10 protein-coding genes are annotated in these 13,333 nt (G+C 69.6%); 2 read left to right on the forward strand and 8 right to left on the reverse strand.

The genetic code is table 11. The features are described 5' to 3' along the window. Positions 1-6: 6 nt before the first annotated feature. From IE200_RS00490 to IE200_RS00515, 6 genes are all read right to left on the reverse strand, one after another. On the reverse strand, positions 7-882 hold the full coding sequence (locus tag IE200_RS00490; protein ID WP_191277407.1) for a glycosyltransferase: 876 nt from the start codon (positions 880-882) through the stop codon (positions 7-9). 163 nt (positions 883-1,045) lie between these two features. Beyond that, entirely contained in the window at positions 1,046-2,917 is a 1,872-nt protein-coding gene (gene asnB / locus IE200_RS00495; protein WP_191277408.1) for an asparagine synthase (glutamine-hydrolyzing), read from the reverse strand. Between the two features lie 8 nt (positions 2,918-2,925). Then, entirely contained in the window at positions 2,926-3,735 is an 810-nt protein-coding gene (locus IE200_RS00500; protein ID WP_191277409.1) for an MraY family glycosyltransferase, read from the reverse strand. A gap of 180 nt (positions 3,736-3,915) precedes the next feature. Next, on the reverse strand, positions 3,916-5,886 hold the full coding sequence (locus tag IE200_RS00505; RefSeq protein ID WP_191277410.1) for a polysaccharide biosynthesis protein: 1,971 nt from the start codon (positions 5,884-5,886) through the stop codon (positions 3,916-3,918). Between the two features lie 166 nt (positions 5,887-6,052). Further along, positions 6,053-7,840, reverse strand: coding sequence for a DUF4012 domain-containing protein (locus IE200_RS00510; protein WP_191277411.1), 1,788 nt, complete (start codon positions 7,838-7,840; stop codon positions 6,053-6,055). A gap of 80 nt (positions 7,841-7,920) precedes the next feature. After that, entirely contained in the window at positions 7,921-8,340 is a 420-nt protein-coding gene (locus IE200_RS00515) for a hypothetical protein (RefSeq protein WP_191277412.1), read from the reverse strand. A gap of 216 nt (positions 8,341-8,556) precedes the next feature. Between IE200_RS00515 and IE200_RS00520 the strand changes: the two genes are divergently transcribed. Both IE200_RS00520 and IE200_RS00525 read left to right on the forward strand, forming a co-directional pair. Then, positions 8,557-9,939, forward strand: coding sequence for a polysaccharide biosynthesis tyrosine autokinase (locus IE200_RS00520; RefSeq protein WP_191277413.1), 1,383 nt, complete (start codon positions 8,557-8,559; stop codon positions 9,937-9,939). An 82-nt stretch (positions 9,940-10,021) separates the two neighbouring features. Continuing rightward, entirely contained in the window at positions 10,022-11,380 is a 1,359-nt protein-coding gene (locus tag IE200_RS00525; RefSeq protein WP_191277414.1) for a helix-turn-helix domain-containing protein, read from the forward strand. A gap of 380 nt (positions 11,381-11,760) precedes the next feature. On the opposite strand, the gene IE200_RS00530 is transcribed toward IE200_RS00525, so the two are convergent. Next, a complete protein-coding gene (locus IE200_RS00530; RefSeq protein ID WP_191277415.1) occupies positions 11,761-12,879 on the reverse strand; it encodes a sensor histidine kinase in 1,119 nt (372 codons plus the stop codon). A 150-nt stretch (positions 12,880-13,029) separates the two neighbouring features. After that, complete coding sequence (locus tag IE200_RS00535; RefSeq protein ID WP_191277416.1) at positions 13,030-13,332, reverse strand: DUF1416 domain-containing protein; 303 nt, start codon at positions 13,330-13,332, stop codon at positions 13,030-13,032. Position 13,333: the final 1 nt, after the last annotated feature.

Raw genomic sequence — 13,333 nt, forward strand, 5'->3', positions numbered from 1 at the left:
TCGGGGTCATACGCCGACCGCCCCCTTCCAGGCATCCGTCCACACGTCGAATGAATAATGCGCCCGCACAGCGGAGATGGCCGTATCACCGCGACGGCGGCGCTCCGCCGGTGAGGAGTGGAGCAGCGACGTGATGGCGTCGATCCAGTCATCCAGCGTGTTTGCGGCTAGCCCGTCGAACCTCGACAGAGCCAACTTGTTGGCGCCCACTGGAGACCCGACCATGGGCAGCCCTGACGCGGCGTACTGCAGAAGTTTGTACGCGCATTTGCCGCGGGAGTACTCGTCGTCGCTCAGCGGTCCCAGCGCGACGTCCGCCGCGGCCAGCAGCTCGGGCGTCGACTGCGGGTTCCACGCGGCTCTGTCGGTCAACCCGTCCAGCTCGGGGTGCTCGACCTCCTTCGGCACTGAGATCAGAGTCAGCCTCGCTCCCGTGCGCCGGTGGACCTCTCGGAGAGCTGGTGCGATGTCCAGGAGGTACCGCTCGGTCGACGGCGATCCGAGCCAGACGAGCCTCGGCCGGTCAGTCAGGTCATAGGTCGGCTTGTGCTTATACGCCGCCGGCTCCACGCAGGTCGGGATGACCGTGACATCGTGGGAGTACCGGGCCGCGTACTCGGCGAGGTATTCGTTACCGACGATGACGTGATCGGCCGACTCCATCGAACGACGACACTTGGGCTCCTTGCCCAGCATTCGCCGCCAACCCTGACGATCCGCGAACAACGCGTCGTCCAGGTCATAGACACCCCGTCGGGCGCTCTGCAACAGCCGCGACTCGAGCCCGCCCGAGCTCCAGGGGCTCGCCTCGCGCGACAACAGGAGCACGGAGTCTCGCACGCCCACCACCATGGATCGGGTCCGGCGCTCGGCCTGCACCACCGCCGCAGGGTGGGAGGCAATGGAACCCAGCCCGTTCCTCCCCAGCCCGGCGTACTCACCTCGCCGGGCAGACAGATTCAAGTGATCCAGCCATTCGTACAGACGGACCCGCGTGCTGGGGGCGGCAGGCCCGTAGGGCGACATCACAACGAAGGACTCGGCATCAGGCGGCATTGCTGTCCCTCAGCCACATCTCCAACACCAGCAACCCGTAACGGAGGTAGGTCAGATTGCGGTCCGCGTACCCCGTCCCGTCGACAAGCTCAACTACCGCGTCCCGATCGATGAAGTCGAGCACGCGAGCATCGGGCGCCAGTACCAGGTCCTGGACCATTGGCCGCAGCCCGCCGGCCAGCCAGTCCGACATGGGGATCTCGAAACCGCGCTTGGCGCCGTCGAGCACCTCCGAGCTGAGCAGGCCGCGGTAGCTCTCACGCAGCAGACCCTTGGGGGTGCGCTTCGGCAGTCGGACCTTCGGCGGGAGCGACCACACGTAATCAGCGAGCCGGTGGTCGAGGAGCGGCGACCGCGCCTCCAGCGAGTGGGCCATGCTGGCTATGTCCATCTTGACCAGTAGGTCGGACAGCAAATTGATGCGGATATCGCTCAGCAGCTGCTGGTCCAGTGCGCTGAGCCACGGCACACGGGTGGCCGCAACGAGTCTCTCCGTCGGCTCACAGTGCCTACCCCGCCAGATGGCGGTCTTGTCGCCCTCGCGCAGCATGTCCGTGGTCCAGGCCAGATAGCGCTCGTCTGCGGGAAGTCGGAGACCACGTGCGACTCGCAGGGCGAGTCCCAAAGGCCCTCTTCGCGCGACCGAGCGCGGCACCAGCGACTGCATCAAGCCGGCCGCCCCACCGACGAGCCGCGCGCGCGGAACCATGAGGTGCGCCGCCAGGTGGCGCCGATAGCCACCGAAGACCTCGTCGCCTCCATCGCCATTGAGGACTACGGTCACGTGCTCGCGCGCCAGCGCCGAGATGGCAAGTGAGGGGATTGCGCTCGAATCCGCAAAGGGCTGGTCGTAAGCCCGGACGACTTGTTGGACGCCGGCCACCGGGTCAAGCGTCAAGGGAAGAACCGTGTGGCGGATGCCGAGCGTGGCGGCCGTGCGAGCTGCAACGTCCGACTCATCCAGTTCTCCGCTCGTCTTGACCGTGAACGCCTGGAGTTCTCCACCGAGGGCTCGGGCCGCCTCGTAGCCGACCACTGAACTGTCCACCCCGCCCGACAAGAAGATCCCCAGAGGCACGTCCGACCGCAGCCGGATTCGCGTCGCCTCAGCGATGAGCTCCCTGACCCGCTTACCTGGGTCGCCCAGCGGCTCGGCGCTCCCCTGCTGGGCGACACCCTCGATGACAGGACTCCAGTAGGAGGTGGTGCGAGAGCGCCCGGCCCGATCCGTCACCATTACCGTGCCCGGCTCGAGAGTCAGCACACCTTCCCAGATGGTGGCTGGCTGCGGCACTACTCCCAGGGAGAGGTAGTCGTAGACGGACTGCGGCCGAACCCGCCTGTCGAGGCCTGCAGCCGCCAGCATCGGGGCCAGGCCCTTGAGCTCAGACGCGAAGGTCAACCCACCCTCGGGAAGGCCTGCGTAGTAGAGCGGCTTCTTGCCGAACCTGTCGCGAGCCAGCACAAGCTCGTCCGAGCGACTGTCGGCGATGGCCACGGCGAACATGCCTACCAGGTCGTCGACGAAGCGGAGTCCCTTTCTCAAGTACGCCGCGAGAACAACCTCCGTATCGGAATTGGTGAGGAACCGGTGGCCCGACCCCTGAAGGCCTTGCCGCAGTTCCTTGTAGTTGTAGATCTCACCGTTGAAGACGATGGCGACCTTGCCCTCGGCTGCCGTCATCGGCTGGCGACCGTCGACGGGGTCAATGACAGCCAGACGGGTCATTCCCAACGCGGCATCCCCGAGGCGGATGCTCCCCATGTCGTCGGGACCGCGGTGGCGGATGCATGCGAGCGCTGCCGGCAGCGCGTCCGCGACCTGTTCCGGCGCACGCCAACTGCCTGCGATACCGCACATGAAGACTCTTACCTCTTACCCGAATTGTTCTTGACGGCATCGCCATCAACTGGTCGCTTCCGTACGGCGGGTGACGCAACGTAGGCCAAGCCGACCAAGATCGCCAAGATAACTGCAATCCAGCTCTCAGATACCCATCTCACAATCAGAAGCATTGACGAAAGCACGCCTGCCGCTAGAAACGCGACACCCAGATGTGGCAGCCCTGAGTCCACCCAGCGTTGATATGCATGCAGACGGTGTGGCTCCCCGGGGCGCCCCCCGCGTCTCATCAGCAGCAACATGGCGGCTGCGGTCTCGAGCCCATACAACGACATGGGCGCGAACGAGGTCACCACGTCAGTTCCAGAAGCCAGTGCCAGGGCGGTCATGGACCAGATGAGCGAACCCAGCGCATAGCTGCCGACGTCTCCCAGGAACACTTTCCCTCGACTGTTGAGCAACAAGAAGCCGAATGCGGACGCCGCCGTCGCCCAAGCGAGAGTCTCCAAGGACCCCTCGCCTACCAGCACGAACCATAGCGACACGACAATGGTCATGGCCGCCGAGATCCCGTTGATGCCGTCCATGAAGTTCATTGCATTGACGAACGCGACCCAACTGAGCGCGAGCGCGAGCAGAGCAAGAAGACCCATCGTCGGCATCTGGGGACGAACAAGTGCTACTGCAAGGAGAGCCAGGACACACTGCGCAAGCAAACGTGCCCTCACCTCGAGTCCGAACCTATCGTCGGCGAGCCCGAGCAAGCCGACGAGGACGGCTACGGCAATCGAGCTTGCCAGATCTCTCGGAAAACCAGTGGCGAGCAGACCAGCCACGACACCTACCAGCACCGCCAGCCCCCCACCCCGCGGCACAGGACTCGAGTGAGATGACCTGGCGTTCGGTCGATCCACAAGGCCCAAACGAGGAAGGACGCGTACAAGTGCGACAGTCGCAGCCCAGGACGCCAGAGCAGCGACTAGTGCGGGGAGCAACATCGAGGCTTTAAGCATTCCTCACCCAACACCACGAACGTGTCGGTCAAGAGGTCTGTGGCCACTCCGCTCAGCCTGCGACGCACGGCCGTCGGATCCCCGACGAAGATCAACGGAGTGCTGCTCATCTCTTTCCGAGCGGGGGACAGCGGATGCTCCTTCCGCGTGGAGAACAGGCATGCCCGGATCGCGCAGGTGTACCCAGTCCTCGAAGGCCTGGAGCAGGCCGAGGTGGTGGGCGGCGCCAAGATCGAACGAGCGTACGACGTCGACCGACAGGGGTTGCACGTGCGCGTGGGAGACGAGCGGGTGCTTCGACCGCTCGTCGCTCTCGGCGGCGCCGAAGAGCTCCTCGTGCAGCTTCTCGCCGTCGCGGAGGCCGGTGTAGACGATCTCGATGTCCTTGCCCGACATCGCGATGAGCTGCTGGGCCATGTCGACGATCCGCACCGGCTCGCCCATGTCGAGGATCATCACCTCGCCGTCCTCGCCGATGGCACCGGCCTGGATGACGAGCTGCACCGCCTCCTCCACCGTCATGAAGTAGCGCGTGACCTCGGGGTGCACCACGGTCACGGGGCCGCCCGCCTCGATCTGGGCCGTGAAGGTGTGCAGCACCGACCCGCGCGAGCCGAGGACGTTGCCGAACCTCACGCTGAGGTAGGCACCCTCGGCCCGGCGTGACATGTCAGCGGTCAGGCGCTCAGCGGCGCGCTTGGAGTAACCCAGGACGCTGGTCGGGTCGGCCGCCTTGTCGGTCGAGATGTTGACGAAGGTGGTCACGCCGACAGCGTTCGCAGCCTCGAGGACGTTGGCCGTACCGAGCACGTTGGTCTTCATCGCCTCGTGGGGATACTGCTCGAGCATCGGCAGGTGCTTGAGCGCCGCGGCGTGGAAGACCACCTCGGGACGGCGGTCCTCGAAGACGCGCCGCAGCGCGACCTCGTCGCGGATGTCGTTGAGCACCACGTCGGGGCTGTCGAGCAGGGCGCGGCCATGGATCGAGAGCTGCACGCCGTGCAGCGCCGACTCGTCGCGGTCGAGCATGATCAGCTCGGCGGGGCTGAAGCGGTGCAGCTGGCGGCACAGCTCGGAGCCGATCGAGCCGCCGGCGCCGGTGACCAGCACCCGCTTGCCGGTGACGTAGCCCGCGATTGCTCCCAGGTCGGTGTCGATGGCGGCGCGGCCCAGCAGGTCGCGCATGTCGACGTCGCGCACGTCGCGGACGTCGGCCTTGCTGGCGAACGTCTCGGCGAAGGACGGCAGCACCTTGGCGGTGACGTTCAGCTCGGTGCAGCATTCGACGACAGCCTTGATCAGCTCCTTGCTGGCGCTGGGGATCGCCACGACCACCGTTGTCGCACCGGTGGCACGCACGACGCGCTCGAGGTCGGCGACCGTGCCGAGCACCGGGACGCCGAAGTGGCGCCGCTTGCGCATCCACCGGTCGTCGTCGAGGAAGCCCACCGGGCGCAGGCCCGCGTCCGGGTGGGAGCGCATCGAGTGCACGAGCCGGGCGCCGCTGGCACCCGCACCCACGACGATCGTCGGCTGCCCCTCAACCGTCGACACGAGTCCCAACCGCAGGGTGAGGCGGCGCCAAGCCGCGCGGGTGGCGATCATGGCGGACAGGGCCAGGAAGGTCGCTGTCACCGGCAGGCTGCGAGCGACCCAGTACGGGTCGACCCAGGCGTTGGCCACGAAGACGATGCCTCCCGCGGCGAACGCTGCCGAGCTGAGGACCAAGGTCTCCTCGTTGGTGGCGACGCCGACCCGGCCGAGGTAGACCCGCCCCAGCATCCCGAACAGCCAGTGCAGGCCGATCGCGGCGGTAGCCACCAGCGCTGCGTTTCGCCAGATCTCGGGCGGCACCGTGTCGTAACGAACGACGACTCCGAAGAAGTAGGCGGCGGCGAGCGCCAGCGCGTCGAGCGCCATCAGCATCGCCGTCCTGCGCCCGCGCACAGCAGACTCGAGCCCCAGCACAGTCATCGACATGTCCCCACATGTGTTGATCGCCTCAGAGAGGCAGCAAGACCCAGTTCCCCGAGAACGGTCATCCCTGATCCTAAGTCAAGCGTGCCCTGACGCGTGACCATCTCGCGGCACGGACGTGCAAAACCACCCGCGGGGGTGGACAGGCGAGGGGTGAGTTCCATCACTCCTCCCCGCTGGCGCACGGCGCCGGGACGAACTGCTTGCCGCCGCCGCGCTGGACGCCGGGCGTGCTGATGAGCTCGACGCCGCCGGAGTGGTCGGCACCCGAGGTCGCGCGCCAGGTCAGGGTGACCACGTCGCCCGGCTCGAGCAGGATCGGCACCGAGACGATCGGGCGGCCCTCGAAGGTGCGGTTGGTGCCGGTCGACCGCACCCCGTTGACGACGACGTCGGTGATCTCGCCGCCGGTGGGCGCGACGAGGTCGAAGACGTTGAGGTGGTCGCCGCGCGCCACCCCGTACTCTCCCGACCCAGTGACGGTGGGCGGCAGGGACGCGGCGTCTGCGGGAGCGCTCGAGTGGATCCGGAGCTGGCCGCTGAAGCCGATCTCGCCGGCCGCACAGGAGACGCTGCTGATCCGCGCGTCGTAGTCGAGGAACCAGCCCATCTTGGAGCCGGTGGCGTCGTTGACGTAGACGCCGGCCTGCGCCGCGCCGCCGTCCTCACTGGGGAAGGAGCCGGCGACTCGGGTGCCGTCGAGCTGCTCCTGCTCGGCCTCGACCGCGGAGTGCGCCAGCAGGCGCCCCTCCGTGGCGCCGCGCGACAGGGCGGTGACCAGCGCGGACGGGTCCGTCCCGGGGGCGAGGAGCCGGTCGAAGACCGTGGTCAGCACCTCGCCGAAGAAGGCGTCCTCCGCAGCGGAGTCCTCGGCATAGCGCAGGTACGGCTGGTGGAGGATCTCGTCGACGAAGTTCTCGCTGGTCAGCCGTCGACCGTCGACCTCGAGCGGCCCCGTGGCCTCGAGCAGGTAGGACAGGGCGACCGGGTCGACCGACAGCACCCCGTCGACGTCCTGACCGGTCTCGAGCTTCCACCGGGCGGCCATCAGCTCGCCGGCCCGCTCGAAGTCGGGGATGAAGACAGCGTCCTGGAACCAGGTGCCTGGCTGGTCGAACCAGATGTCCCGCTCTTCCTCGGTCAGCGGCAGGATGGGCCGGTCGAGCTCGCCGAACTCGCTGGCCGCGACCGTCTCGCCGAGCGTGATCGTGCCCTTGTCGGCCCTTAGCGGCGCCATCAGGCCGGGCATGCCGCCGAGCGAGCGGGGCTCGGCATTGTTCTGGAAGACGAGGAGGTAGTCGCGGGCGCCGTCGCGACCGAGCATCGCCGGGAGCAGCTCGGCCGCCCGGGTCGCGCCGTCGAGCGTGCCGACGCCCTCGTCGACCTGGCGGCTCAGGGCCTCGAGCTGCGGTCGCAGCTCGCGCACCAGTCCCTCGACCCGGATGCCGTCGAGCTCGTCCTGCGCGCGGACAAATCCGTCGCGGGCCTCGGCGAGCGGGGCGGCAGCACGCGCCACCCGGTCGACCGGGATGCGACCGCCGCGCGGGGCGAACGTCTCGGCGCTCAGCCCGCTGTCGACCAGCGGGCCGGCGCCGTCGCGGGCGACGATGTCGACCGCGCGGGAGACCCGGGCCGCGGCGTCGAAGTCGTCGCCGAGGGCCGGCAGCGCGCTGAGCACCTGCCACGTGGGCCCCGACGTACGCTCGGCGGCCGCACCCGCGTGCGCCTGGAGCTCGTCGACCACCGCGGCGCCGTCGCCGGCGTCACCGGCCAGCGCCTCGGGCAGCGCGACGGCCTGGGCGCGGGCAGCCGACAGGTCGCGCTGGACCTGCCAGACCGTCCAGCCGGCCCAGAGGACCCCGGCGACCACGACCGCCAGTGCGGTCGCGAGCACCCAGCGCCACCGGCGCCCGGTCGCGCGCTCGGCGCGCTCTCGTGTGGTTGTCGCCACAGTGCATTACCCCGTCATGACTGCTGCCCACCCGGCTCGGCCTGGTGGGCAGCAGATCGTTGAAGCGTGTGGAGCCCGGATCAGAAGCGCTTGCGCACCTTGATCTTGGAGGTCGTGGCCTCGCAGTTGCGGAAGATCGACGTGCGCTTGGCAGCGGTCTCGAACTCGACGTAGTAGTTGCCGGTGCGCTTGAAGGTGAAGTACTTCACCGACGCCTGCTTCTTGGCACCGCTCCAGAAGAAGCCCTTCTCGACGGTGCCGGTGCGCTTGCGGGTCACGGTGTAGTTGACGCGGCCCTTGGGCGTGATGTTGCCCTCGGCGGTCCACTTGAACTTGACCTTGACGCGGTCACCGGGGCCGACCTTGGTGTCGGCGGCGACGGCGACACACGCGGTGTCGATCGAGCGCGGGTACGGGTCGGCCTGGGCGGCGGGAGCGACCAGCACAGTGCTGGCCGCGGCGAACATGGTGGCGGCGGCGATGGCCGTCTTCTTCAGCATGAAGAACCTTCCAATGGGTGCGGGTGGGATCGTTACCCCAATTTTTTCGATCCGATCCGACCCACGGCAAGGAGGTCTTGACGGGGGCGGTCGCGGGAACCGTAACCCGAAACGTGCACAGATCGGTAACCGGTTGCCAAACCGTGGTCAAGTTGCCCTTGTCGCCACGCGTGGCTGACACTGGCGGCTCATCCGACTCTGGGGGAACGCCGCACCGTGGAACTGTCCGACTACTTGCGCATCCTGCGCCGACGCTGGCGCCTCGTGGTCGCCACCCTCCTGGTCGTGCTCGTGGGTGCCGCGCTCGTCACCTGGCGCACCACCCCGCAGTACCAGTCGACGACGCAGCTCTTCATCTCCACCAGCGCGTCGTCGTCAGCGGAGGCCTACCAGGGCAACCTGTTCAGCAGCCAGCGGCTCTCGTCGTACGCCGACCTGGCCGCCGGCACCGAGCTCGCCACCCGCGTCGTCGCGGAGACCGGCAGCGACCTGACGCCCAGCGAGCTGGCCGCCAAGGTGACCGCGCAGGCCTCCCCCGAGACGGTGCTGCTCAACATCTCGGTCACCGACCCCGACCCGGTCGTGGCGCAGCAGCTCACCCAGACCTACGGCGAGGAGCTGATGGCGCTCGTCGCCGAGCTCGAGACGCCGCCCGGGCGCAACAAGCCCGTCCTCAAGGCCACCATCGTCGACGCGGCGAGCCTGCCCACCTCGCCCATCTCGCCCAACCCGGTGCGCAACCTCGGCCTCGCCCTCGTCCTCGGCCTGCTGCTCGGCGTCGGCCTCGCCGTCGTGCGCGAGCTGCTCGACACGAGCGCCAAGTCGGCCGACGACGTCACCACCGCGCTGGACGCACCGATCCTCGGCACCTTCGCCTTCGACGGCGAGGTCGGCAAGCGCCCGCTGCTCACCCAGCTGACCTCGCACGAGCCGCGCTCGGAGGCCTTCCGGGTGCTGCGCACCAACCTGTCCTTCGTCGACATCGACGCCACGTCCAAGGCGATCGTGATCACCAGCGGCCTGCCCGGCGAGGGCAAGTCGACCACTGCGGTCAACACCGCCCTGGCGCTCCAGCAGGCCGGCGAGCGCACCCTGCTCATCGACGGCGACCTGCGCCGCCCGCAGGCCGCGGAGCTGCTCGGCCTCGACGGCACGATCGGGCTCACCACCGCGCTCGTCGGCAAGGTCACCGCCGACGACGTCATCCTCACCCACGGCTCCGGCCTGCACGTGCTGCCGTCCGGGGCGATCCCGCCCAACCCCTCGGAGCTGCTGCAGTCGCAGGCGATGGCCACGCTGCTGCGCGAGCTGCGCGCGGCGTACGACGTGATCATCATCGACGCGCCGCCGCTGCTGCCGGTCACCGACGCCGCGCTCATCGCCTCGCAGGTCGACGGCGCCGTCGTCGTCGTGCGGCACGGCCGCACCACCCGCGAGCAGCTCGCCGCCGCACGCGAGCGCCTCGACGCCGTCGGGGCACACACCCTCGGCGCGGTCTTCAACATGGTGCCGAAGAAGGGCCGCGGCAACTACGGCTCGGGCTACGGCTACGGGTACGGCTACGGCTACGCCCCCAAGGCGGGACCCGCCGAGGCCTGAAGCCCCGGGATTCCAGCTGGTGTCAGCCCCACTTTGACGGAATTGGACACCACGCCGGCAAGTCGTGTCGCACAATGTGCGGATGGACCCACGCCATGCCGAGCTGTTGGAGCACGCCGACCGTGAGGAGCTGGGACGCCGCCTGCGCGCCGCGCGCCTGGCCCGCGGACTCACCCAGGGCGAGGTGGCCGACGACCTCATGTCGGTGGCCTTCCTCTCCCGCATCGAGTCCGGCCACCGCGGCCCGTCCTACCCCGCGCTGACCGAGCTCGCCACCCGTCTCGGCGTCACCGTCGACTCGCTGCTCGGCGAGCCCGACCGCCACGTGGTCGACGAGATCCGCCTGGCGCTCGACTATGCCGAGCTGTCGCTGGAGTCGGGCCAGCCCGCGGACGCCGAGACACACCTCCGGAGCGCTCTCGAGCGGCTCGACACCTCGCGCATCGACGGCATGCGCGACCGGGCCCGGCTGCTGCACGCGCGGTGCCTCGAGGCGACCCAGCGCGAGGACGACGCGATCGTCGAGCTCGAGGAACTGGCCGACGACGAGCACGTCGACGGCGTCACCCGCATCAAGGCCGGCATCGCGCTGTGCCGCATCTATCGCGACACGGGCGACCTGGGCCGCGCCATCGAGTGCGGCCAGCGCGTCATGACCTACGTCGAGGAGGCCGGTCTCGAGGCCTGCGACGAGGCCGTGCAGCTGTCCGTGACCCTGGCGGCCGCCCACTTCGAGCACGGCGACACCGGCCACGCCGTACGGATGTGCCAGAAGGCCATCGCGCGGGCCGAGTCGCTCGGCACGGCCAGGGCACGTGCCTCGGCCTACTGGAATGCCAGCGCCATGCAGGCCCGGCGCGGCGACGTTGCGGCGGCCGTCCCCCTCGCCGAGCGCGCGCTCGCGCTGCTCGGCGAGGGCCAGGACGCACGCAACCTGGCCCTCCTGCGCGGCGAGGTCGGCCGGCTCCAGCTCGAGCTCGACCCGCCCGCCCTCGACGACGCGCGGCACAACCTCGAGCAGGCCGCTGCCGAGATGGAGTGGAGCCCGTCCACCTCCTCCGACCGGGCGCAGGTGCTGCTCGGACTCGCGCGGGCCGCGTACCTCTCCGGCGACGTCCCCGCAAGCCGCGACCTCGTCGCCCAGGTGCACAGCGTCGCCAACGGTCACCTACCGCTCGCCGAGGCTGAGGCCTGGGCGCTGCTCGGCAGCACCTACGCGGCCGAGGGCGACGTGCCCGAGGCGAGCTCGTGCTTCCAGCGAGCCGTGCTCACTCTCTCGGCCATCGGTGCCGACCGGTCAGCGGCCCAGCTGTGGTTCGACCTGGCCGACCTCCTCGAGGGCGTCGGTCTGACTGAGGCCGCGTCGGACGCCTACCGCCGCGCGGCGGCGTCGACCGGGCTGCGGGCGCGCGTGGCGTCCTCCACGTACGCCCGCAGCTGAGTCGGCGACTGCTCAGGCGGTCAGCAGCACCAGCCCGTACGGACCTGCTTGACCGGGCCCGCCTCGGCGGGCGCGGCGAAGCCGGCCAGGCTGACGAGTGCGACGGTGGCGACGAAGAGGCGGGTGGCCTTGCGGTTCATGGTGGACTCCAGGGTGAGTGCTGGTGTGGGGTTGGGCAGGCTCCCGAGCGTCTGCTGAAGAAATCTTGTCAAAACTAGTGCCGAGTGTCGCGGTGTTTGGCAAACTTGGGCAAGTACCACTGGCAAATACCCCCTGACAGCCAGTGTGCACCTCCTCGCGACTCCCCCTCGCGAGACACGCACCGGTCCCCACCCGGTTGCCGCCCGGACCCCCCGCTCCCCGCGGGGGGTCCTCGCACGTCAGCGGGGGATCGAGACGCGGACGGTGGTGCCGTGGCCGGGGGCGCTGTCGATCGCCACCTGCCCGCCGTGGGCCTCGACGATGGTGCGCACGACGGTGAGCCCCAGGCCCGTGCCGGGCACGTGGAGCCGGCGCGCATTGGCGCCGCGGAAGAACCGGCCGAAGACCTCGTCGAGGTCGTCGGCCTCGATGCCGACGCCCCCGTCGGCGACGACCAGCTCGAGCCCGCTGTCGCCCTCGTCCCCGACCTCACTGAGCTCGACGGTGACCACGCCGCCGGCCCGGCTGTAGGCGATCGCGTTGTCGAGCAGGTTGTCGACGACCTGGCGCAGCCGCAGCCCGTCGGCGACCACGACCAGCGACGCTGGGTGCCGGCTCTCGAGGCGTACGCCCGCGACCTCCGCGTCGAGGCCCGCCGTGTCGACGGCCTCGGCGAGCAACCGCGCCACGTCGACGCGGTACCGGTCGACGACCGCACCCGACGACATCCGCGTGGCGAGGAGCAGGTCGGCGACCAGGTGGGAGAGCCGCCGCAGGTTGCGGCGCGCCGCGACGACCTGCCGGTGACCCTCGGCGCCCACGCCGACCGAGTCGTCGAGCAGCTCGAGGTGGGCCAGCGCGGCGGCGAGGGGCGTACGGAGCTCGTGCGACACCGTCGCCACGAACTCGTCCGCCGTGCGGCGCTCGGCCTCCGCGGCGGCCTCGGCCGCGTCGAGCCGCTCGACGAAGGCGTGGCGCTCGGTGAGGTCGGCGACCTGGGAGATGAAGTGGATCGGGGCGCCGCACGGGTCGCGCAGGAGCGTTACCGACAGGTCGCCCATGACCACGACGCCGTCGGAGCGTACGAACCGCCGGGTCGTGCGGTAGGAGTCGATCTCGCCGGCCAGCGCGCGGGAGACGAGGCGTCGCTCGTCGGCGCGGTCGTCGGGGTGGGTGAGGTCCTCGACGGCGAGCGTGGCGAGCACGTCGGGGTCGTGGCCGAGCATGTCGCACAGAGCGATGTTGGCGGTAAGGACGTGCCCGGAGGGCGACACGAGCGCCATCCCCACCGGCGAGTGCTCCATGGTCAGTCGCCAGAGGTCGTCGGTGCCCTGAGCGGGAACCAGCTCTGCGACCACCGCTGCTCCCTCGACGACACGTCCCGGACACCGCCACCGTAGGGGCACGCGTGTCGCGCGAGACGGACTATGGGAGAACCGGACCCAAAATGAGGAGATCACCCCGCGCAGGAGCGCGGGGTGATCTCGTCTGTCCAGACCAGTGCCGGATCAGGCGCTGACGAGCACCTGCACCTCGGCCACCGAGCCGGTGGCGGCGACGACGCGGGTGTCGACCGGCTGCGCCTTGGGCGCGAGCGTGCGCAGGGTCCACTCGCCGTCACCGGCGAAGAAGCGGAAGTGCCCGGTCGCCGAGGTCGGGACCTCGGCGGTGAACTCGCCGCTGCGGTCGAGCAGCCGGACGTACGCGTTGGGAACCGGCTCCTCACCGCGCAGGACCTGGCCCTGGATCACGGCCTCCTTGGCGACGTTGACGCCGTCGAGCGACAGGCCGCCTTCCTTGGCTCCGCACATG

This window comes from Nocardioides flavus (ex Wang et al. 2016), assembly GCF_014653115.1.
GTDB classification, from domain to species: Bacteria; Actinomycetota; Actinomycetes; order Propionibacteriales; family Nocardioidaceae; genus Nocardioides; species Nocardioides flavus.